The 17,646-nt window shown below is 67.0% G+C and carries 15 protein-coding genes; 6 read left to right on the top strand and 9 right to left on the bottom strand.

Annotation, left to right across the window (positions count from 1 at the left end; all coding sequences use genetic code 11):
• Nucleotide 1: 1 nt before the first annotated feature.
• A complete protein-coding gene (gene fsa, locus PW734_07435) occupies nucleotides 2-649 on the bottom strand; it encodes a fructose-6-phosphate aldolase (GenBank protein MDE1171023.1) in 648 nt (215 codons plus the stop codon).
• A 124-nt stretch (nucleotides 650-773) separates the two neighbouring features.
• Between fsa and PW734_07430 the strand changes: the two genes are divergently transcribed.
• From PW734_07430 to PW734_07420, 3 genes are all read left to right on the top strand, one after another.
• Entirely contained in the window at nucleotides 774-2,390 is a 1,617-nt protein-coding gene (locus tag PW734_07430) for a family 1 glycosylhydrolase (GenBank protein MDE1171022.1), read from the top strand.
• Nucleotides 2,387-3,034, top strand: coding sequence for an MBL fold metallo-hydrolase (locus tag PW734_07425; protein MDE1171021.1), 648 nt, complete (start codon nucleotides 2,387-2,389; stop codon nucleotides 3,032-3,034). Before PW734_07430 ends, PW734_07425 begins: the two co-directional genes overlap by 4 nt.
• Nucleotides 3,035-3,146: 112 nt before the next feature.
• Nucleotides 3,147-4,310 (top strand): fatty acid desaturase, encoded by a 1,164-nt coding sequence (locus tag PW734_07420; protein MDE1171020.1) that lies wholly within the window; start codon nucleotides 3,147-3,149, stop codon nucleotides 4,308-4,310.
• Between the two features lie 23 nt (nucleotides 4,311-4,333).
• Here the strand turns inward: PW734_07420 and PW734_07415 are convergent, their stop codons facing one another.
• Genes PW734_07415 through PW734_07405 form a run of 3 tightly spaced genes read right to left on the bottom strand, consistent with a single transcriptional unit; the run spans nucleotide 4,334 to nucleotide 7,243 of the window.
• Nucleotides 4,334-5,758 carry a hypothetical protein gene (locus tag PW734_07415; protein ID MDE1171019.1) on the bottom strand — a complete coding sequence of 475 codons (1,425 nt, stop codon included), beginning with the start codon at nucleotides 5,756-5,758 and terminating at the stop codon, nucleotides 4,334-4,336.
• A complete protein-coding gene (locus tag PW734_07410; protein MDE1171018.1) occupies nucleotides 5,745-5,999 on the bottom strand; it encodes a hypothetical protein in 255 nt (84 codons plus the stop codon). Before PW734_07410 ends, PW734_07415 begins: the two co-directional genes overlap by 14 nt.
• A 44-nt stretch (nucleotides 6,000-6,043) precedes the next feature.
• On the bottom strand, nucleotides 6,044-7,243 hold the full coding sequence (locus PW734_07405; GenBank protein ID MDE1171017.1) for a DEAD/DEAH box helicase: 1,200 nt from the start codon (nucleotides 7,241-7,243) through the stop codon (nucleotides 6,044-6,046).
• 81 nt (nucleotides 7,244-7,324) lie between these two features.
• On the opposite strand from PW734_07405, the gene PW734_07400 reads away from it, so the two are divergent.
• The 3 genes from PW734_07400 to PW734_07390 all read left to right on the top strand — a co-directional run bounded on the left by PW734_07400 (nucleotide 7,325) and on the right by PW734_07390 (nucleotide 10,831).
• On the top strand, nucleotides 7,325-8,575 hold the full coding sequence (locus PW734_07400; GenBank protein MDE1171016.1) for a DNA recombination protein RmuC: 1,251 nt from the start codon (nucleotides 7,325-7,327) through the stop codon (nucleotides 8,573-8,575).
• A gap of 9 nt (nucleotides 8,576-8,584) precedes the next feature.
• Nucleotides 8,585-9,310 (top strand): SIMPL domain-containing protein, encoded by a 726-nt coding sequence (locus PW734_07395; protein ID MDE1171015.1) that lies wholly within the window; start codon nucleotides 8,585-8,587, stop codon nucleotides 9,308-9,310.
• Nucleotides 9,311-9,403: 93 nt separating this feature from the next.
• On the top strand, nucleotides 9,404-10,831 hold the full coding sequence (locus PW734_07390; GenBank protein MDE1171014.1) for an aspartate aminotransferase family protein: 1,428 nt from the start codon (nucleotides 9,404-9,406) through the stop codon (nucleotides 10,829-10,831).
• A gap of 9 nt (nucleotides 10,832-10,840) precedes the next feature.
• Here the strand turns inward: PW734_07390 and PW734_07385 are convergent, their stop codons facing one another.
• The 5 genes from PW734_07385 to PW734_07365 all read right to left on the bottom strand — a co-directional run bounded on the left by PW734_07385 (nucleotide 10,841) and on the right by PW734_07365 (nucleotide 17,530).
• Nucleotides 10,841-11,605, bottom strand: coding sequence for a hypothetical protein (locus PW734_07385; protein MDE1171013.1), 765 nt, complete (start codon nucleotides 11,603-11,605; stop codon nucleotides 10,841-10,843).
• 97 nt (nucleotides 11,606-11,702) lie between these two features.
• A complete protein-coding gene (locus PW734_07380) occupies nucleotides 11,703-12,605 on the bottom strand; it encodes a hypothetical protein (GenBank protein MDE1171012.1) in 903 nt (300 codons plus the stop codon).
• Nucleotides 12,606-12,613: 8 nt separating this feature from the next.
• Nucleotides 12,614-15,391, bottom strand: coding sequence for an MMPL family transporter (locus PW734_07375; GenBank protein MDE1171011.1), 2,778 nt, complete (start codon nucleotides 15,389-15,391; stop codon nucleotides 12,614-12,616).
• 10 nt (nucleotides 15,392-15,401) lie between these two features.
• Complete coding sequence (gene lpxB, locus PW734_07370; GenBank protein ID MDE1171010.1) at nucleotides 15,402-16,553, bottom strand: lipid-A-disaccharide synthase; 1,152 nt, start codon at nucleotides 16,551-16,553, stop codon at nucleotides 15,402-15,404.
• Nucleotides 16,550-17,530 (bottom strand): Gfo/Idh/MocA family oxidoreductase, encoded by a 981-nt coding sequence (locus PW734_07365; GenBank protein MDE1171009.1) that lies wholly within the window; start codon nucleotides 17,528-17,530, stop codon nucleotides 16,550-16,552. Before PW734_07365 ends, lpxB begins: the two co-directional genes overlap by 4 nt.
• Between the last annotated feature and the right edge of the window lie 116 nt (nucleotides 17,531-17,646).

The raw sequence follows: 17,646 nt of genomic DNA, 5'->3' as shown, positions 1-17,646 counted from the left end.
ACTACTTGCTCTTCGTCTTTTCCCAGTCTTCCAGGAACTTCTTCAGGCCGCTGTCGGTCAGGGGGTGCTTGATGATCTGCTGGAGGACGGAGAAGGGAGCCGTGATGACATCGCTGCCGATCTTGGCCGCTTCCAGGAAGTGCATCGGGCTGCGGGCGGAGGCGGTGAGGATCTTCGTCTCGTAGCCGTAGTTGTCGAAGATGACGCGGATGTCCCGGATCAGCTGCATGCCGTCCGTGCTGATGTCGTCCAGGCGGCCGACGAAGGGGCTGACGTAGGTGGCGCCGGCCTTGGCGGCCAGGAGGGCCTGGTTCGCGTTGAAGCAGAGGGTGACGTTGGTCTTGATGCCTTCCTCGGTAAAGCGCTTCACGGCCTTGAGCCCCTCGGGGATGAGGGGGACCTTCACGACGATGTTCTTGTGCCAGGCGGCGTATTCCTTGCCTTCCTTGACCATCTCGTCCGCGTTGAGGCTGACGACTTCCGCGCTGACCGGGCCGTCGACGATCTGCAGGATCTCGTGGATCAGCTCCTTGAAGTTCTTTCCGCTCTTGGCGGCCAGGGAGGGGTTGGTCGTCACTCCATCGACGGTGCCCCAGGAGGCGGCTTCCTTGATTTCTTTCGTATCCCCGGAATCGATGAAGATTTGCATAAGGCATCCAATCTATAGGCACGTTGGAATTAGACAAGGCCGTCTTGGCGAATTACCCTGAGGGGAAAATGGGAAACCGGGTTTTGATCTTTTCCGCCAGCGCGGGAACCGGGAAGGCGAAGGCATGAGCAGCCGCCGCCCCCCGGAAACTGTCTGGCCGGGAAACCTGCCCCATCCCGCCAGCACCCACGCCGCCTCCCAGCACGACTTCCTCTGGGGCGTCTCCTCCTCCGCCGAGCAGCACGAGGGCGGTTTCAACGGCCCCCTGCAGCCGCAGACGAACTGGGCCTGGGCGGAGCGGGAGGGGCGCGTGGCCCCTTCCGGGGAGGCGGCCGGGTTCTGGACCCGCGCGGAGGAGGACTTTGCCCGCTGCCGGGAGATGGGGCTCAACGCCTTCCGCCTGGGCCTCTCCTGGTCCCGCATCCAGCCGGGCCAGCCCGCGCCGGACCGCCTGGCGCCCCCTCCCCGCACCGCCCCGCCCTTCGACCCGGAGGCGCTCCGCCGCTACGCGGAGATCCTCACCGCCTGCCAGGCGGCGGGGCTGGAGCCGGTCGTCACCCTGCACCACTTCGCCCACCCGGCGTGGCTAGGCCTGGACGCCTGGCTTTATCCGGAAACGATCGACTACTACCTGGACTACGTGCGGGAAACCGCGCTCTACCTGCTAAAGCATCTCCGCCGGGACCTGGACGGGCGCGGCGGGCCGCCCCGCTACTTCATCACCATCAACGAGCCGAACGTCCTCTCCCTCTGCACCTACCTGAGCAGCGCCTTCCCCTCCGGCCGGCGCGGCCCCCGGGCCGCCCTCCGCTGCATGGCCCACCTGCTGGAGGCCCACCTGCGCGCCCGGCGGCTCCTCCACGCCCTCTACGCGGAACACGATCCGCTGGGCCCCGCTCCGCAGGTTTCCTTCAACAATTACTGCAACGACCTCTACTGGTTCGACCAAGGGTGGCTCGACCTCCTCTTCGCCCGCGCGCAGGGGGTGCCCCGGGGGCGCCTGTCGGCGCACCTGCGGGAGCAGGCCGGCGCCTTCGAGGCCTCCCTCCTCCGCGCCCGGATTCCCATCCGCTCGCCGCTGCGCCGGTGGCTGGGGGAGGCCCTCAAGCGCGCCCACCACGGCCTGGCCCGCCTCTGCGCGATCGACGAGAGCTGGGAGCGCCTGGCCGACCTGGTCTATGAATCGCCCGACGCGCCCGTCGACTTCCTGGCGATCGACTACTACGACCCCTTCGTCGCCCACGCCCTGCGCTGGCCGCATTGGAACGACGAGGACCCGCTGCAAAAGACCCGCCGCCGCCCCTTCCGCGAGCGCCTGTTCGACGGCATGATGGCGAAGTGGTGGGACTGGAAGGTCCTGCCGGAGGGGCTCGACTTCTTCCTGCGGGCCGTGGAGCGCTTTCACCTCCCCGTCCTCATCGCGGAGAACGGCATGGCCACGCGCTCCGACCTGGAGCGCCACCACCCCCGCCCGGACGGGCTGCGGCGGAGCGACTACATCCGGCAGCACCTCGCCGTCGTCCGGCGGATGAAGCGGGATGGCTGGCCCCTCATCGGCTACCTTCACTGGTCCCTGGTCGACAATTACGAGTGGGGCACCTACGCCCCGCGCTTCGGCCTTTTCACCACGGCGCGGGAACCCTCCCCCGGGGACGACGCGGCCGCCGCCTACGCGGAGGAAATCGCCGCCACGCGCCTTGACTTCTCCCGCCCGGACCCCGACTTTTTCCCCCGCCCATGACCCAACCGATCCTCTACACCGGCGGCGCGCTGGAAACCAACGCATACCTCCTGCCCGGCGCGGAGGGCAGCTATCTCTGCTTCGACGCGCCGGAAGGGCTGGCGGAGGCTGTAAAAAGGCAGGGATTGAAGATCGAAGCCCTCCTCCTTACCCACGGCCACTTCGATCACATCTGGGACGCCGGACGGATCGAGGCCGACCACCACTGCCCCGTCTACCTCCACCCGGCCGACCGCCCCCTGGCGGAGAACATCGACTACCTGGACCGCTTCGCCATCGTGGAGCGCTTCCCCCTGGTCAAAAACCTGACCGACCTGGCCGTCCCCGAACAGGGCAGCCTGGCATGGGCGTGCGGGGGGCGGGACTTCCAGCTCTTCCACATCCCGGGGCACTCCCTGGGCAGCGTCGCCTTTTACGACAAGGCGGAAGCCCGGGTGCTGGGCGGCGACGTCCTCTTTGCCGGAGCAGTGGGCCGCTGGGACCTGCCCGGAGGCTCCCAAAAGACTTTGCTGGAAGGCATCGCACGCCATTTGGTCCCGCTGCCGGACGAAACCGTGGTCTATCCCGGCCACGGCCCGGCGACGACGATCGGCCAGGAAAAGCGGACCAACCGCTACCTTCAGCCCCCCTACATTCAGAGCTAACTCTCTCTTGGGGAGCAATTCCGGACAAAGGGGGGTGGGGTAATTCCCTTGCAATCCCCCGGGACCTCCATACCCTGACCCTTTAACCCATACCCGCCCCGCGCCCTTTTTTATGTTTGGAATCACCAAAGCCCACGAAATCAATTGGACGACGACCCTCTTCCTCTTCGGCACGTTCCTGATCGCCGCCGTCGGCACCCCGCTTTACCTCGCCCACTACGGCTGGAGCTGGTTCCTCTTCGCCTTCTTCCTCTTCATGTTCTCGGCCTGCGCCATGAGCATCACCCTGGGCTACCACCGCCTCTTCTCCCACAACGCCTTCAAGGCCTCCTGGCCGGTGAAGATCGCCACCCTCCTCTTCGGCGCGGCCGCCTTTGAGAACTCCGTCCTCATGTGGGCCTCCGAACACCGCCGCCACCACAAACACGTCGACCACGACGACGACCCCTACGACATCAGCCGGGGCTTCTGGTACGCCCACATGGGCTGGCTCTTCCTCCGCTACACCCCGGAAGTGCCCCTGGACAACGTGGGAGACCTCCGCAAGGACAAGCTGGTCATGTTCCAGCACACCTACATCCAGCGCCTGGCCTTCCTGATGGGCTTCATCATGCCCATGGCCGTCGGCTGGTTCTGGAACGGCTGGGCGGGCGTCCTGGGCTGCCTCATCATCGTCGGCTTCCTTCGCGTGGTCTGCGTCCACCACGTCACGTTCTTCATCAACTCCCTTTGCCACACCGTGGGCAACCAGCCCTACTCCGCCAAATGCAGCGCCAAGGACAGCTGGATCATGGCCATCTTCACCTTCGGCGAGGGCTACCATAACTACCACCACGAGTTTCAGCACGATTACCGCAACGGCGTGCAGCGCTGGCAGTGGGATCCCACCAAGTGGACCATTTGGCTGCTCCACCGCCTGGGCCTGGCCGAGAACCTGCGCCGCGTGCCGAACGAGAAGATCATGCTGGCCCAGATCGCCGAGAAGGAGCGCCTCCTGCGCGTCCGCATGGAAACCAAATCCGAGACCCTTTCCGAAGCCAGCCACCGCCTGCTGGAAGCCGCACGCGCCCACCTGCACCACGCCGCCGAGGCGTGGGAAACCCGCCGCCAGGAATACGCCCGCGCCACGGAAAAGAAGCTGGAGCACTCCCGCCAGCGCCTGAGCGAACTTCGCTCCGAGCTGCGCGCCTCCACCCGCGAGCTGCGCGCATCGATGCGCGCCTGGCACCGCGCCTACCGTCAAGCTTCCCTGGTCCCCGCCGCGGTCGCGGCGTAAGACCCAGGCAGAGTGTTAACGGCCTAATCCGCCCGGCCGCCCTTCCGGCGGGACGCATGCGTCCCTTGCGTCTCGTCCGGATGGAGGCCCAGCCTGCCCGGCTTGCGGAAGGCCACCCCGTTCAGCCGCTGCCAGTCCAGCGCGTCCCGCTCGTCCCCCAAGCGGTCGCTGCGGAAAAGATGGCCCGCATGGCGCAGGAGCGCCGCCTGGGGCGACTTCACGTCCGCCTTCATTCCCTTTAAATTATCCCATTCCAACGCCTGGAGGAACGTCCGGCTGTAGTGCGGCGCCCGTTCCCGGTAAGCCTCCAGCAGTGGCCGCAGCGACTTGGCGTGGCCCGTCGCGGCGCCGATCTGGAGCAGGCGGCCCAGGAGTTCCGGCTCGGCCTTGGCGGCCATCCGCTCCCACTTCTCGTCCGACCAATGCTCCCGCACGGGAGCGGGCGGGCGCCACAGGCGGCTGCTGACGCCCATCTTCTCCGCCAGCTTCCGCCACTGGGCCGGATTGGGGGAGGAAAAGTGCTCGAAGAGAATCTGGTCGGCAATGTTCCGGGCATAGACCGGGCTGGCGGGGAAACCCATCTTCACCCGGCCCCGGGGATCGCCGTAGAACTCAAGAAGGGTGCCGTACATCTCCGGCACCGCCGTCTTGAAAAAGGCGGCGCGCCGGTGCGGCTCCTTAAGGCGGCTGAGGACGCCCTCCCGGATGTCGAGAGCGGCCTGCCAGGCGGCGACGTCCTCCGGACGGCCCTGGGTGCCGGGAGCGAAGGAGCCAATCTCTTTTTTCCCGCCCAGGACGCCGGAGAGGGCCACCAGCTCCCGCCGGTTCTGCGGCGGCTCGTGCCCCTGCCGGACGTAGGAAGCGACGATCTGGTGAAGCCGGGCCTGGTTTTCCCGGTAGAGGAGCGGATAGATCTCATGCCGTTCCCCCTGGTCCTTGCCGGCCAGGGTACGGCGCAGCTCGGCGTGGCGCTGGGCGGTCTTATGCTCGCTCTCTTCCCGCGCCAGGAGAGGCTCCAAAACCGGCCCCACGCCGCCCCAGCGGGTCTTTTCCAGCGGCGTCTCGTTCCGGTCGACGCCTAGGATAAAGTCGAGGTTGGCGGCATGGAACTGCATGAGGTGGATCGTCTCATGCGCCAGGACGGCGGCGTCCAGCTCCCGGGAGCCCCGGCGGGAGAAGGAAGAGGTGATCGACGGTTCGAAGTCGTAGATCTCCCGCAGATGCCCGCGATCCAATTCTCCGGGATGCTCCGGCAAGCTCAGGAAGCCCCGCGCGACGGCGAAGGTCCCCTCTCCCCGCGCCTGGTTGCGAAAGATGAAGCGCTGCTGAAGCAGGGCATCCGGATCGTGGTCCGGCACCGGCCAACGGCCCAAGTCGAGGGACAAGACGTCCTTCGGCTGCGCGTGGCCCCGGCTCAGAAGAGCGGCCAATTTCTTATCGACCGACATGTTCCCGCCTTTCCAAAACGCCCGCCCGGACCAAGCCGTCCAGGAAAAGCCCCTCGCTGATGGGGTCGTTGCCGGTGGGAAGATCGAGGTTCACCTGGGCCTTCCAAAGGTCCCGGTTCCATTCCTTCCACTCTTCCAGGGAGCACTGCCATCCCTTTAAAGCCTCGCCATGAAGGACTTGCAGCACATCACGCGGGGTTTCCCCCTCATACGTGCCTAAGTGGTTGGCGTAACGGAGCATGGCCTTTTCCTTATAGCAGGAAAAAGGCCGAAAGACGGTAAAAACTACTTCCGGCGGCGGACGCCGAGCTTCCGCGCGGGCCGCTTGGCGGCGGGGGAGGTGCTGAAGAGGGCGGTGTAGCGGTAGGGGAAATCGTCCAGCTTCAGGCGGGGAACCTTTTGGCCGATGAAACGCTCGATCGACTCGACGGCCTTCTGCTCCTCGGCGGTGACCAGGGTGAAGGCGTCGCCCGTGCTCTGGGCGCGGCCGGTGCGGCCGATGCGGTGGACGTAGTCCTCCGGGTGGAGGGGGACGTCAAAGTTGATGACGTGGCTGACGCCCTGGACGTCGATGCCGCGGGCCGCCAGATCGGTGGCGACCATGACCTCGTACTTGCCGCTCTTGAAGCCCTCCAGGGCGTCGAGGCGCTCCCGCTGGGTGCGGTTGGAGTGGAGGACGGTGACGGAGTGCTTCATCTCTTCCAGCCGCGCGGCGATCTTGTCGGCGCCGAACTTTGTCCGGGCGAAGACCAGGACGCTGTCATAGTTGGTCCGGTCCAGGAGGGCCTGGAGGAGATCGTACTTCTGAGAGACGGAAATGGGGTAAAAGGCGTGGGTGACCGTCTCGGCCGGAGAGCGGCGGCCACCGATCTCGATGGTTTCCGGGTCCTTGAGGACGAAGGAGGCGAGGCGCTCGATCTCCGGCGGCAGCGTGGCGGTAAAGAGCAGGGACTGGCGCCCTTCCTGGCGGCACTGGCCGACGATCCGGCGGACGTCGGGGATGAAGCCCATGTCGAGCATGCGGTCGACCTCGTCCAGGACGAGGAAGTCGATCTGGCTCAAGTCGACGACTTTTTGCTCCATGAAGTCGAGGAGGCGGCCCGGCGTGGCGACGATGACGTCGACGCCCTTCTGCAAATCGGTCTTCTGGGGGCCGTAGCCGACGCCGCCGTAGAGGGCGACGGTGCGGAGGTCGTTGAACCGGCAAAAGTCGCGGAAGGCGGTTTCCACCTGGGCGGCCAGCTCGCGGGTCGGTTCCAGGATGAGGCACCGGGGCCGGCCCTCCTTGTGGGAGCCCAACTTGCTCAGGATAGGGAGGCCGAAGGCGGCCGTCTTACCCGTGCCGGTCTGGGCGGAGCCGATGAAGTCCTTTCCTCCCAGAATGAGCGGAAAGGAGCGGAGCTGGATAGGCGTCGGATCGACGTATCCCATGCACTGCACCCCGTGGACGATGCTCTCGGAGAGCCCCAGATCTTGAAACGACATAAGCGAGGCCGAAACTACCCGACCCGCCCGGCGGCGCAAGGTTTCCTTTGCGGCGCGCCCGCCACGGCCTACCGTAGGGGAATGCTTTGGCTCACCGCACTTGCCGCCCTCCTCCTGGGAGCGGCCATCGGCTACCTTTACGCCGGACGGCGCGTGGCCGTCCTGCAAACGCGCCTGGAAGCCGCCGCGGAAAAGGAAGCCGCCCTCCAGGACGCCCAGCAACGCCTGAGCGATTCCTTCAAGGCCCTCTCCGGCGAGGCCCTGGCCGCCAACAACCGCAGCTTCCTGGAGCTGGCCAAGGAAAATCTGGAGAAATTCCAGGAAGCGGCCCGGGGCGACTTGGAAAAGCGCCAGATCTCCATCCAGGAGCTGGTCCGCCCGGTGCGGGAGAGCCTGGAAAAATTCGAGGTGAAGATCGGCGAGATCGAGAAGACCCGCGCCGGGGCCTACGAGGGGCTGCGCCAGCACCTGGAAAACATGGGCCAGAGCCAGGAACGCCTCCGCACGGAGACGGCCAACCTGGCCACCGCCCTCCGCTCCCCCTCCGCCCGCGGGCAGTGGGGGGAACTGCAATTGCGCCGCGTCGTGGAGATGGCGGGGATGCTCCGCCACTGCGACTTTTTGGAACAGTCGGTCGGCGGCGGGGAAAACGGCCGCCAGCGGCCCGACCTGATCGTCAAGCTCCCCTCCCAGCGCACCGTCGTCGTCGACGCCAAGGCCCCCCTTTCCGCCTACCTGGAAGCGATCGAGGCGCCGAACGAGGAAATCCGCCGCCAGAAGCTCAAGGAGCACGCCCGCCAGATCCGGGAGCACGTCACCGCGCTGAGCCGGAAGAAGTATTGGGAGCAGTTCTCCCCCAGCCCGGAGCTGGTCATCCTCTTCCTGCCCGGGGAGCACTTCTTCGGCGCGGCGCTGGAGCACGATCCGGCCCTGATCGAGGACGGCGTGAAGGCCCGCGTCCTCATCGCCACGCCGACGACCCTCATCGCCCTCCTCCAGGCCGTCGCCTACGGCTGGCGGGAGGAACACCTGGCGGAAAACGCCCAGGAAGTCCGGGACCTGGGGGCGGAGCTCTACGGCCGCTTCCTGACCCTGGTGGAGCACTGGAACAGCCTGGGCAAGAGCCTGGGGCAGTCGATGGCCGCCTACAACAAGGCCACCGCCTCCCTGGAAAGCCGCGTCCTGGTTTCCGCCCGCAAGCTGAAGGAGCTGGGCGCCTCCGACCACGGGGAAGAGCTGCCCGCCGCCCAGATCGTCACCGACGCGCCGCCCCGCGCCCTGCCGCTGGAACTCTTCTCGCTTTCGGATCGACCGGAGGGGAAAAAGGGTTAACTTGCGGGCATGATTTCCCGCGGATTCCTCGTCCTCGTCGGCTTCTTCCTGCTGGTCTGGCTCTGCGCCTCGGGCATCGCCCGCTCCGCCCGGAGCCAATCGGCCGACACCTCCACCCTGGAGACGAGCGGCGAGGGCCGCGTCGAGCTGGCCGCCAGCCGTGCGGAAGCCACCGTCGCCATCGTTCTCCATGAGGCGACGCTGGAAGACCTCAACGCCCACCTGGGCCAGGCCTCCCACTCCCTGCAGGAATTCCTCTCCGGCCAGCGCGCGGAAAAGATCCGGACGGAAACCGTCTCCGTCAATCCGCACAACGACTTCGTCAACGGCGCGGCCAAGCCGAACGGCTTCGACGGCCGGATCTCCGTCCACTTCGAGGTCCCCGTCGAGAAAGTCGGGGAACTGGTCACCGGCTCCCTGGCCCACGGAGCGACCGCCGTGGAGGGAGTCCGCCCCTTCGTCTCCGACGCCGACCGGACCGCCGCCCGCGGCCAGGCCATCGCGCTGGCCGTCCGCGACGCCCAGGCCAAGGCCCGGGCCGCCCTGGACGCCGCCGGCCTCAAGGAGGGCGCCATCCGCCACCTGAGCATCAACGCCGACCAGCCCGGCCCCCGCCCCTTCCTCCGCGCCATGGCCCTAAAGGCCGCCCCCGCCTCCGCCCCTGTCCCCATCGACGTCCAGGGGGGCACCCAGGAAGTGACCGCCTCCGCCCAGCTGACGGTCGACATCCGGTAAACTACTCAGAGAAAACGGCTTTTCTCCCCCCTGTTTTAAACAAGGGGACGCTTGATCCCCCCGGGCCGGAGTGCTTGAATCAGGGCTTCTTTTATGCCCCTCGACCTCAAGGAATTGGTGACCACCCGTCTGGGTGAGAATTACGATCTGCACGACAAGTATCTGAACCGCACGCTGGTCAAGGTCCAGCGGATGATCGGTTTCGACAAGGTCTACGCCCGCGCCGAAGGGGCTTACCTGTACGACATGGACGGGAACGACTACCTCGACTTCCTCTCCGGCTACGGCACCTACAACATCGGCCGCAACCACCCCGTCGCCCAAAAGGCGATCCGCGACGTGCTGGAAATGAACCTGCCCAACATGGTGCAGATGGACTCCGCCCTCATGAGCGGCCTGCTGGCCGAGGCCCTGGTCAAGCGCCTGGCCAAGCAGGGCGCGCCCCACCTCAACTCCGTCTTCCTCTGCAACAGCGGCACGGAAGCGGTGGAAGGGGCCCTCAAGTTCGCCAAATGCGCCACGGGCCGCCCGCGCATCGTCTCCCTCAAGAACTCCTACCACGGCCTGAGCTACGGCTCCCTCTCCGTCACGGCCAACCCCTACTTCCACGAGGGCTTCGGGCCCTTCGTCCCCGGCGCGGCCAATGTGGCGCTGGAAAACCTGGCCGATCTGGAGGCCGAGCTGAAGAAGGGCGATGTGGCCGCCCTCATCGTGGAGCTGGTGCAGGGCAAGGGCGTCTTCTTCTCCAAGGGCGACACCTACGCGCAGGCGCAGGCCCTCTGCCGCAAATACGGCACCCTCTTCATCTGCGACGAGGTGCAGACCGGCCTGGGCCGCACGGGCAAGTGGTTCGCCTTCGAGCACTGGAACCTGGAGCCGGACATCATCACCCTGGCGAAGACCCTCAGCGGCGGCTACGTCCCCGCGGGCGCCGTCATCACCCGCCGTTCCATCTACCAGAAGGTCTACTCCCGCCTGGACCGCTGCATCGTCCACTCCACGACCTTCGGCCGCAACAACCTGGCCTGCGCCTGCGGGTTGGCGGCCCTTGCGATTCTGGAAGACGAGCAGCTGCCGGAGAACGCCGCGCGCCAAGGCGCCGAGCTGGAGCGCCAGCTCCTGGCCCTCAAGGAAAAGCACGAGGTCATCAAGGACGTCCGCGTGAAGGGCCTCATGGCCGCCATCGAATTCGGCGAGCCGAAGTCGATGATGATGAAGATGGGCTGGAAGGCCGTCCACGCCATGGATGAGAGCCTCTTCCCCCAGCTGCTGGTCACCCCCATGCTGACCAAGCACCGCATCCTCACCCAGGTGGCCGCCAACAAGAGCGACACGGTGAAGATCCTCCCTCCCCTCATGATCGGGCAGAAGGAAGTCGACCGCTTCATCACCGCCTTCGACCAGGTTTTGACCGACCTGCGCAAGTTCCCCGGACCGCTCTGGGAAATGGGCGCCAACTTCGTCAAGGCGATGAAGGCCGGCGCGCCCAGCGACGCCAGCGAGGAAACCGTCGCGGCCTAGCCCGCGGCGCTACTTCCGCAGCGAAACGCCCCGGTCGGGACTCTGGCCGGGGCTTTCTTTTTGCCGGGGCCGCTCGAAGAGCGCGGCAGCCCGGTCAAGGGCGCCTTTCCAAAGCGAGGGCCGCTCGGGAACGGCCAGCGCGTAGCGGTTGTCGCGGATCGTCTCCCCCATGCGCGTGTAGGGCACCGCCTCCACGGCGACGCCGTTGAGGACCCGGCAGCGGTTCAGCCAAACGCCGGGGCCGACGCGGCTGCCGCCCTTCACCGTGGTCATGAAAAGGTCGGCCTTCGCCTCCACGATCCCGTTCTTGATCTTGGAAGCGCTCACCAGCGCCTGGCCCGTTACGGTGGCGCGGCGCAGCTCGGAGCCGTGGATGTAGGATTCCCGCACCGTCGAATCGCGGAGATAGGCGTTCGCATCCCGGCTGCCGGTCACATAAGAGTCCTCGATCCGGCTCTTCCCCAAAATGCGCGTACCCGGCCCGATGACCGAGCGGCCCGTGACGGCCACGCCCGGCCCCAGGACGGTGAAGGCGTCCTGCGTCTTGAAATCGAACAGGTGGTCCAGAGGGGCGTTCGGCCCGAAGACGATGACGTCCTTCCCCAAATGGGCCTGAGGGGAAACGGAGCGCCCCGGCTCCGCCCATCCGTCCTGCACCCAGCCGCCCGGCTCGCCGTCCGGGTTGATGTGCCGGTGGAAGATGGCGTGGACGGCGTCCTGCGGATCGGCCAGGCGGCGGCGGATTTCCTCGCCCACCACCTGGAGGGTGGCCAAGTCCGTGCCGCGAGAAAGGGTGTGCCGCAAAAGGGCTTCGGCGCCGGCGCCCCCCCGAATAAGGCTCTTTGCGTCTTCCAGTCGATGGTTGGCCATTTTATTTCCTTAAGGGAAGCGTTCCCCGGTCGGGTTCCTGGCCGGGGTTCTCTTTTTTCTTCGGCCGCTCGAAGAGCCCCGCGGCCAGCTGAAGCGCGTCCTTCACCAGGGAGCGGGGAGGCCGCGCCACCAGGGCGTAGCGGTTGTCGTCGATCTTTTGATCCACGACCTTCTGCGGCACGTCGACGGAGACGCCCTTGGTCACCCGGCACCCTTCCAGATGGACGTCCTGGCCCACGCGGCTGCCGCCCTTCACCGTGCTGTCATAGACGACGGCGCCGTCCACCTCCCCGTTCTTGATTTGGGAAAGGGCGACCCACGCCTTGTTCTTCACGTCGGCGCGGCGGAGCACGGAACCGGAGACGAAGCTCTCCTTCACGGACGAGTCATGGAGGATGCACTGGTCGACCGCGATAAACGAAGTGATGGTCACCCGGTTGCTGAAGATGCCGAAATGCCGCGCGATCCCGTTGCCGGTCCGCGCGCCGCAGAGCGCCGAGTCTTCCACCCGGCTCTTTCCGTGGATCTGGACGCCTGGCCCGATCGCGGAGTGGCCGGCGATGACCGCTTCCGGCCCGACGGAGGTGAAGGTCATCCCCTCCCCGAGGGCAAAGCCGCTGGGGCCGAAGATGATGGCGTCCCGCCCGACCTGGGCCTTGGGCGAGACGGACCGATGGGCCAGGCCGTCCTGCACCCAGCCGCCCTGCTCCCCGTCCGGGTTGATGTGGCGGTGAAAGAAGGAGTGCACCGGGTCCTGCGGATCGGCCAGGCGGCGGCGGATCTCCCGCGTGACCACCAGGAGGGTGCCCAGATCGGTGCCGTCCTGGAAGGTGCTCTGGAGAAGGTCCCAGGCGCTCGTTCCCTGGCGGATGAGGCCCTCGGCGTATTCTTGGGAGTGGCTCATGCGCGCTCCTATTTCTTCAGGGGAACCGCTTCCCGGACGGGAGCGGAGGGGGCGTCTTCCTGCCGCAGCTTCAGGAGCTGGGGCATGACGCCGATGCTGGTGACCAGGCACATGCCGACGCCCAGGAACATGAGCAGGCCCAGGCTGAAGAGCCCCGGATAGGCGCTGATCATCATGGAGCCGAAGCCGATCATGGCCGTCAGCGCGGAAAGGACAATGGCCTTCCCCGTGCTGCCGTGGAAGAGGGAGAGGCGCTGGTCTTCCCGGTAGCGGTCGACGGTGTAGACGCCGTAGGCCACGCCGATGCCGATCACCAGAGGCAGGGTGACGATGTTGGCCGGGTTGAAGGGGTAGTGGAACGCGCCCATGAGCCCCAACGTCCAGGCGATGCCCATGGCCAGCGGCAGGAGGGTGAGGAGGATGAGCGAGGGCCGCCCGAAGTGGAGGCAGATGAGGATGACGATGGCGACGGCAGCCCACTTCGCCGCCTGCACGTAGCTGGCGCGCAGCAGGTCGATGTACTCGAAGTTCTGCACGGGCGCGCCGGTGACGCGGGGGTCGACGGTGCGGAGGTCGCGGACGAAGGCGGCGTCGGCCTCCCGGTTCCAGACGTTTTCCTTCGGGGAGATCTCGATGAGGATCTTCCCGTGCGGGGAGAGGTAGCGTTCCCGCAGCGGCAGGGGGATGTCCTCCACGGTGATGGCCCCTTCCGCCTTCTGCCCGGCCAGGAAGGCCAGGTTGCGCCGCATGGTGCCGAAGACGTTGACCTGGTAGCGGTTCAGGCGGCGGCCCAGCTCGGCTTGGGAGAGCCCTTCCATGGCCTTCTGCGCCCGTTCCAGGGGCGGGATCAGCTTGCCGAAGACCTCCACCGCCTCCCGCGCCTGCGGGATCAGCCGGTATTTGCGCGCCTGGGCGACGCCCTGCTGGCAGTCGTTCAGCAGCTCGCCGATCTTCACCCGCGCGCGGGCGACGTCGACGGTGTCGGAAACGTCGGTATTCAGCCGGACGCCTTCCAGGGAGGCGGCGATCTCCCGCACGATGGGCCGCTTCGAATCCAGGTCGCGCGGGGTCATGTCGACGATGGGGCAGCGGACGGCGGCGACGGTGGGCAGCGCCTGGAAGCGGGCGATGCGGGCGCGCGCGTCCTCCACGTTGTCCGCCACGGAGACGCCGAAGAGGATGGAGTTGCCCGGCGCGTTGAGGACCAGGGCTTCCCGGACGGACTCCAGCTTCGGGCTCTGGAGGTTCAGGAGATTGTAGTCGAAGCGGACCTTGGGGATGAAGAAGGCCGCCGCCACGGTGGCCGCGGCCGCCGCGCCCAGGACCAAGCGGGGATGGCCGAAGAGGACGGCATCGATCCGCTGGCCCGGCAGGGAGGAAGCCGCCGCGCGGGAGCGGAGCACCTGGGGGGACTTCCGCCGGTCCATGAGGACGTAGACGGCGGGCAGGAGGACAAGGTTGGCGACCAGGCAAAGGACGACGCCGGAGCCCGCCACCACGCCGAACTCCGCCAGGCCGGTGAAGTCGTTAAAGCACATGGTGAAGAAGGCCAGCGCCGTGGTGGTGCCGCCGGTGACGACCGCCGCGCCGGTGTAGCCGACGCCCGCGACGAGGGCGTTTTCCAGGGCGGAGCCGCGCGCCAGCTCCTCCTCATAACGGCCCATGATCTGGATGCCGAAGTCGATCCCCAAGCCGATGACCATGGCCACGAAGGCCTGGGAGATGATGTTCAGGTGGCCGACGGTGAGGACGGTCAGGCCCAGCGACCAGCTGACCGCCATGAGCAGGACCAGCAGGGCGATGACGGGCCGGGTCCGCTCCCGGTAGCTGACAAAGAAGAGAACGGCGATGAGGGCGAAGGCCAGGGCCCCGGCCTCCGCGCTGTCCTTGGCGCTCATGGCCACCTCGTCGTCGGTCAGAACGGGCTCGCCGGTCAGGCCGATGTCGACGTCGGGATAGGCTTGGCGCGCCTCGGCCAGGACTGCGCGGATCTTCGGAATGACGACTTCGTAGGGGCGGCCTTCCTTCTTCCCTTCGGCGGGAGAGGCGGTGATGACCAGGGTGCGGCCTTCGTCGAAGCCGGGATACTCGTTCTCCTCCACTTCCTTGGAGATGTCGGCCAGCTTGCCCTGGGCGGCGGCCGCGCCGGGCTTCACCTTGGCGCCCTTGGCCTTGGGCGCGTCGGCCTTGTTCTCGATCTGGTCGGCCAGCTGGTCGAGCATGTCGGCGAAGCGGTCGACGAAGGGCTTGAACTCCTTCCAATTGCTCTTCTTGCGGAGGTACTTGTCGTTGAACATCGCGTCGGCCTGGTCGAGCATCGAGTTGAGGTCCAGGCGGACGTTGTTCTGCCGGAGCTGCGCGGCGTAGCCGCCGACTTCCTGCCGGATCCCTTCCAGGTCCTTGGCGTCCAGGAAGAGGAGGAAGTGGTCCTGCAGCTTGGAGAAGTCGATGTGATAGAGGACGCGCCGCAGATCCGGCTGCATCGCCTCCAGGCGGCTGCCGATGAACTGGGCGGCCTGGCGGTTCTTCGCCACGTCGTTGGAGCGGATGACGACGACGAAGTCTTCCGTGACGTTGAACTCCTTTACGTAGTCGAGGTAGTAGCGGTTGGCCGGAGACTTGGCGCTGACCAGGTTATCGGTGTTGGCGCTGACGGTCAGCTTGGTCACGGTCAGCCAGATGGCGGCGGCGGTGAGGACCACCCCCGTGAAGGCGATCAGCCGCGGCCAGCGGTGGATGAAGCGCGCCAGGCCGACGAGGAAGGATTGCAGGAGGCGATGGATCATGGGGAAAAGATTAGGCGGCGGGGGCGGCGCCGATTTCGGCGAGGACGGACCGGGCGGCGCGCTCCCCGGCTCCGGGGGGGCCCAGCTTGGCCACGGCCTCCGCCATCTGGCCGCGCATGGCGGCGCGGAGCCCTTCGTCGTCCAGGAGGTTTTCGGCCCGGTTGGCCAGGGATTCCGGGGTGAGCCCGGCCTGGATCATTTCCGGGATGATCTCCTTGCCGGCCAGGATGTTGACCATGCTGACGAAGGGGATTTTCACGACCATGCGGCCGATAAGGTAAGTCAGGGGGTGGACCTTGTAAAAGACGATCTGCGGAACGCCCACGCAGGCGCACTCCAGGGAGACGGTGCCGGAGGCCAGCAAGGCCAGGCCGCAGCGGCTCATGTGGGAAAGGGGGTAGCCGACGTAAGCCTCGATGGGCGGCCCGCCGGGATAGTCTTTGAGGATTTCCAGGCCGAGGCGCTGCGCCTTGGCGTCCGGGGCCAGCCAGACGAAGCGGAGGTCCCGCCGCTTCTCGTAAAGGTGGCGGGCGGCCTCCAGCAGGATGGGGAGGTGCTTCCTGATCTCTCCCTGGCGGCTGCCGGGCAGAAGGGCGACGCGGCGGACGGGACCGGAGTCCCCTTCCCGCTCCTGGACGAGCATGCGGTCCCAAATGGGATGGCCGACCCACTCGACCGGAAGGCTCGGCGCGTGCTGGGCGAACCATTCCTTTTCAAAGGGGAAGATGACCAGCAGGCGGTCGAGGAGGCGGGCCATGGTCTTGGCCCGTCCGCTCTTCCACGCCCAGACCTGCGGGCTGATGAAGAAGATGAGCTTGGTCTTCGGCGCGGCGCGGCGGAGCGCCTTGGCCAGGCGAAGGTTGAAGCCCGGATAGTCGATGAAGACGACGGCCTCCGGCTGCGCCTTCTTCACCGCGCGGACCGCTTGGTTAAAGAGGCCGCGCAGGCGGGGGTAATGGCGGAGCACCTCCACCAGGCCGACGACGGCGTGCTCCGTCAGGTCGTAGAGCTGCTCCTGCCCGGCGGCCTGCATGCGGGGACCGCCCGCGCCCAGGCAGCGGACGTCGGGCCGCAGGCGGCGGAGGGCCTCGATGAGGGCGGCACCGTGGGCGTCGCCGCTAGCCTCCCCGGCGAAGAAGAAGACGGAGGGGGAATCGCTCATGGAAGGGCGGGCATGCCGTTGCCGGAACCGATCTGCTCGACGATGCGCAGGGCCACCTCCAGCGCGTCGGCGGCCTGCGCGCCGTCCACCAAGGGGCGGCGCTTGGCGCGGACGCATTCCAGGAAGGACTCCAGCTCCAGCTTCAGCGGCTCTTCCTTGCGGACGGGGATCTTGTCCCGGGTGATCTTCCCATCCTGGCGGCGGTAGATTTCCCCGCTCTGGTTCTGGTAGTCGAGGGAGAGGTAGGCGTCGTCCTGGAAGACGCGGATCTTCCGCAGCTTCTCCGGGCTGATGCGGCTGGTGGTGATGTTGGCCACGCACCCGTTCTGGAAGCGGAGGCGGGCGTTGGCGATGTCCTCGCTGCGGCTTAAGACCGGGACGCCGACGGCGTCGATGCTCTCCAGGGGGGAGCGGACCAGGTGGAGGATGATGTCGATGTCGTGGATCATCAGGTCGAGGACGACGCCGATGTCGATGCTCCGGCCCGGATAGGGGGAAAGGCGGTGGGCCTCGATGAACTTGGGATGCGTCAGCATGGCCTCCAAAGCCTGAAAGGCGGGATTGAAGCGCTCGATATGGCCGACCTGAAGGACGGCCCCCTTCCGCGCGGCGATCTCGACGAGCTGGCGGGCCTGCTCCGGCCGGTCGGCGATCGGCTTCTCGATGAGGAGGTGGCGGCCCGCTTCCAGCGCCTGCGCGCCGATCTCGAAATGGGTCACCGTGGGCGTGGCGACGCTGAGGGCCTCCGCCCGGGCCAGGAGGTCCTCCAGCCGGTCGTAGGCGGGGACCTTGTATTGGGCGGCGATCTTCCGGGCGGCGTCCCGGTTCATGTCGAAGACGCCGACCAGGTCGGCCCCGGGCGCCTCGGCATATAAGCGGACGTGATGGCGCCCGATGTGGCCGACGCCGACGACGCCGACGGCGACTTTCTCGACGGCCGTCTCTTTAGGGACCGCGCGGCCCGAAAAAATGTTCATCTTTGGCAAAGCTCTCTCTAGACGGCCCCATAGGAGCCGAAGGGGTTATAGCGAAGGCGGGTTGGGGGAAGACGTCAAGCGCAGCCTTGCCCTCAAGGCGTACGGCGCGTAACCAA

Origin of the sequence: Verrucomicrobium sp. (assembly GCA_028283855.1) — a bacterium.
Classification (GTDB): domain Bacteria; phylum Verrucomicrobiota; class Verrucomicrobiia; order Methylacidiphilales; family GAS474; genus GAS474.
This window is presented reverse-complemented; position numbering and strand designations above follow the sequence as displayed.

What these genes read in the sequence shown, in the direction of transcription:
- fsa (MDE1171023.1), bottom strand. Translation starts at nt 649, where the DNA reads ATGCAAATCTTCATCGATTCCGGGGATACGAAAGAAATCAAGGAAGCC.
- PW734_07430 (MDE1171022.1), top strand. Translation starts at nt 774, where the DNA reads ATGAGCAGCCGCCGCCCCCCGGAAACTGTCTGGCCGGGAAACCTGCCC.
- PW734_07425 (MDE1171021.1), top strand. Translation starts at nt 2,387, where the DNA reads ATGACCCAACCGATCCTCTACACCGGCGGCGCGCTGGAAACCAACGCA.
- PW734_07420 (MDE1171020.1), top strand. Translation starts at nt 3,147, where the DNA reads ATGTTTGGAATCACCAAAGCCCACGAAATCAATTGGACGACGACCCTC.
- PW734_07415 (MDE1171019.1), bottom strand. Translation starts at nt 5,758, where the DNA reads ATGTCGGTCGATAAGAAATTGGCCGCTCTTCTGAGCCGGGGCCACGCG.
- PW734_07410 (MDE1171018.1), bottom strand. Translation starts at nt 5,999, where the DNA reads ATGCTCCGTTACGCCAACCACTTAGGCACGTATGAGGGGGAAACCCCG.
- PW734_07405 (MDE1171017.1), bottom strand. Translation starts at nt 7,243, where the DNA reads ATGTCGTTTCAAGATCTGGGGCTCTCCGAGAGCATCGTCCACGGGGTG.
- PW734_07400 (MDE1171016.1), top strand. Translation starts at nt 7,325, where the DNA reads ATGCTTTGGCTCACCGCACTTGCCGCCCTCCTCCTGGGAGCGGCCATC.
- PW734_07395 (MDE1171015.1), top strand. Translation starts at nt 8,585, where the DNA reads ATGATTTCCCGCGGATTCCTCGTCCTCGTCGGCTTCTTCCTGCTGGTC.
- PW734_07390 (MDE1171014.1), top strand. Translation starts at nt 9,404, where the DNA reads ATGCCCCTCGACCTCAAGGAATTGGTGACCACCCGTCTGGGTGAGAAT.
- PW734_07380 (MDE1171012.1), bottom strand. Translation starts at nt 12,605, where the DNA reads ATGAGCCACTCCCAAGAATACGCCGAGGGCCTCATCCGCCAGGGAACG.
- PW734_07375 (MDE1171011.1), bottom strand. Translation starts at nt 15,391, where the DNA reads ATGATCCATCGCCTCCTGCAATCCTTCCTCGTCGGCCTGGCGCGCTTC.
- lpxB (MDE1171010.1), bottom strand. Translation starts at nt 16,553, where the DNA reads ATGAGCGATTCCCCCTCCGTCTTCTTCTTCGCCGGGGAGGCTAGCGGC.
- PW734_07365 (MDE1171009.1), bottom strand. Translation starts at nt 17,530, where the DNA reads ATGAACATTTTTTCGGGCCGCGCGGTCCCTAAAGAGACGGCCGTCGAG.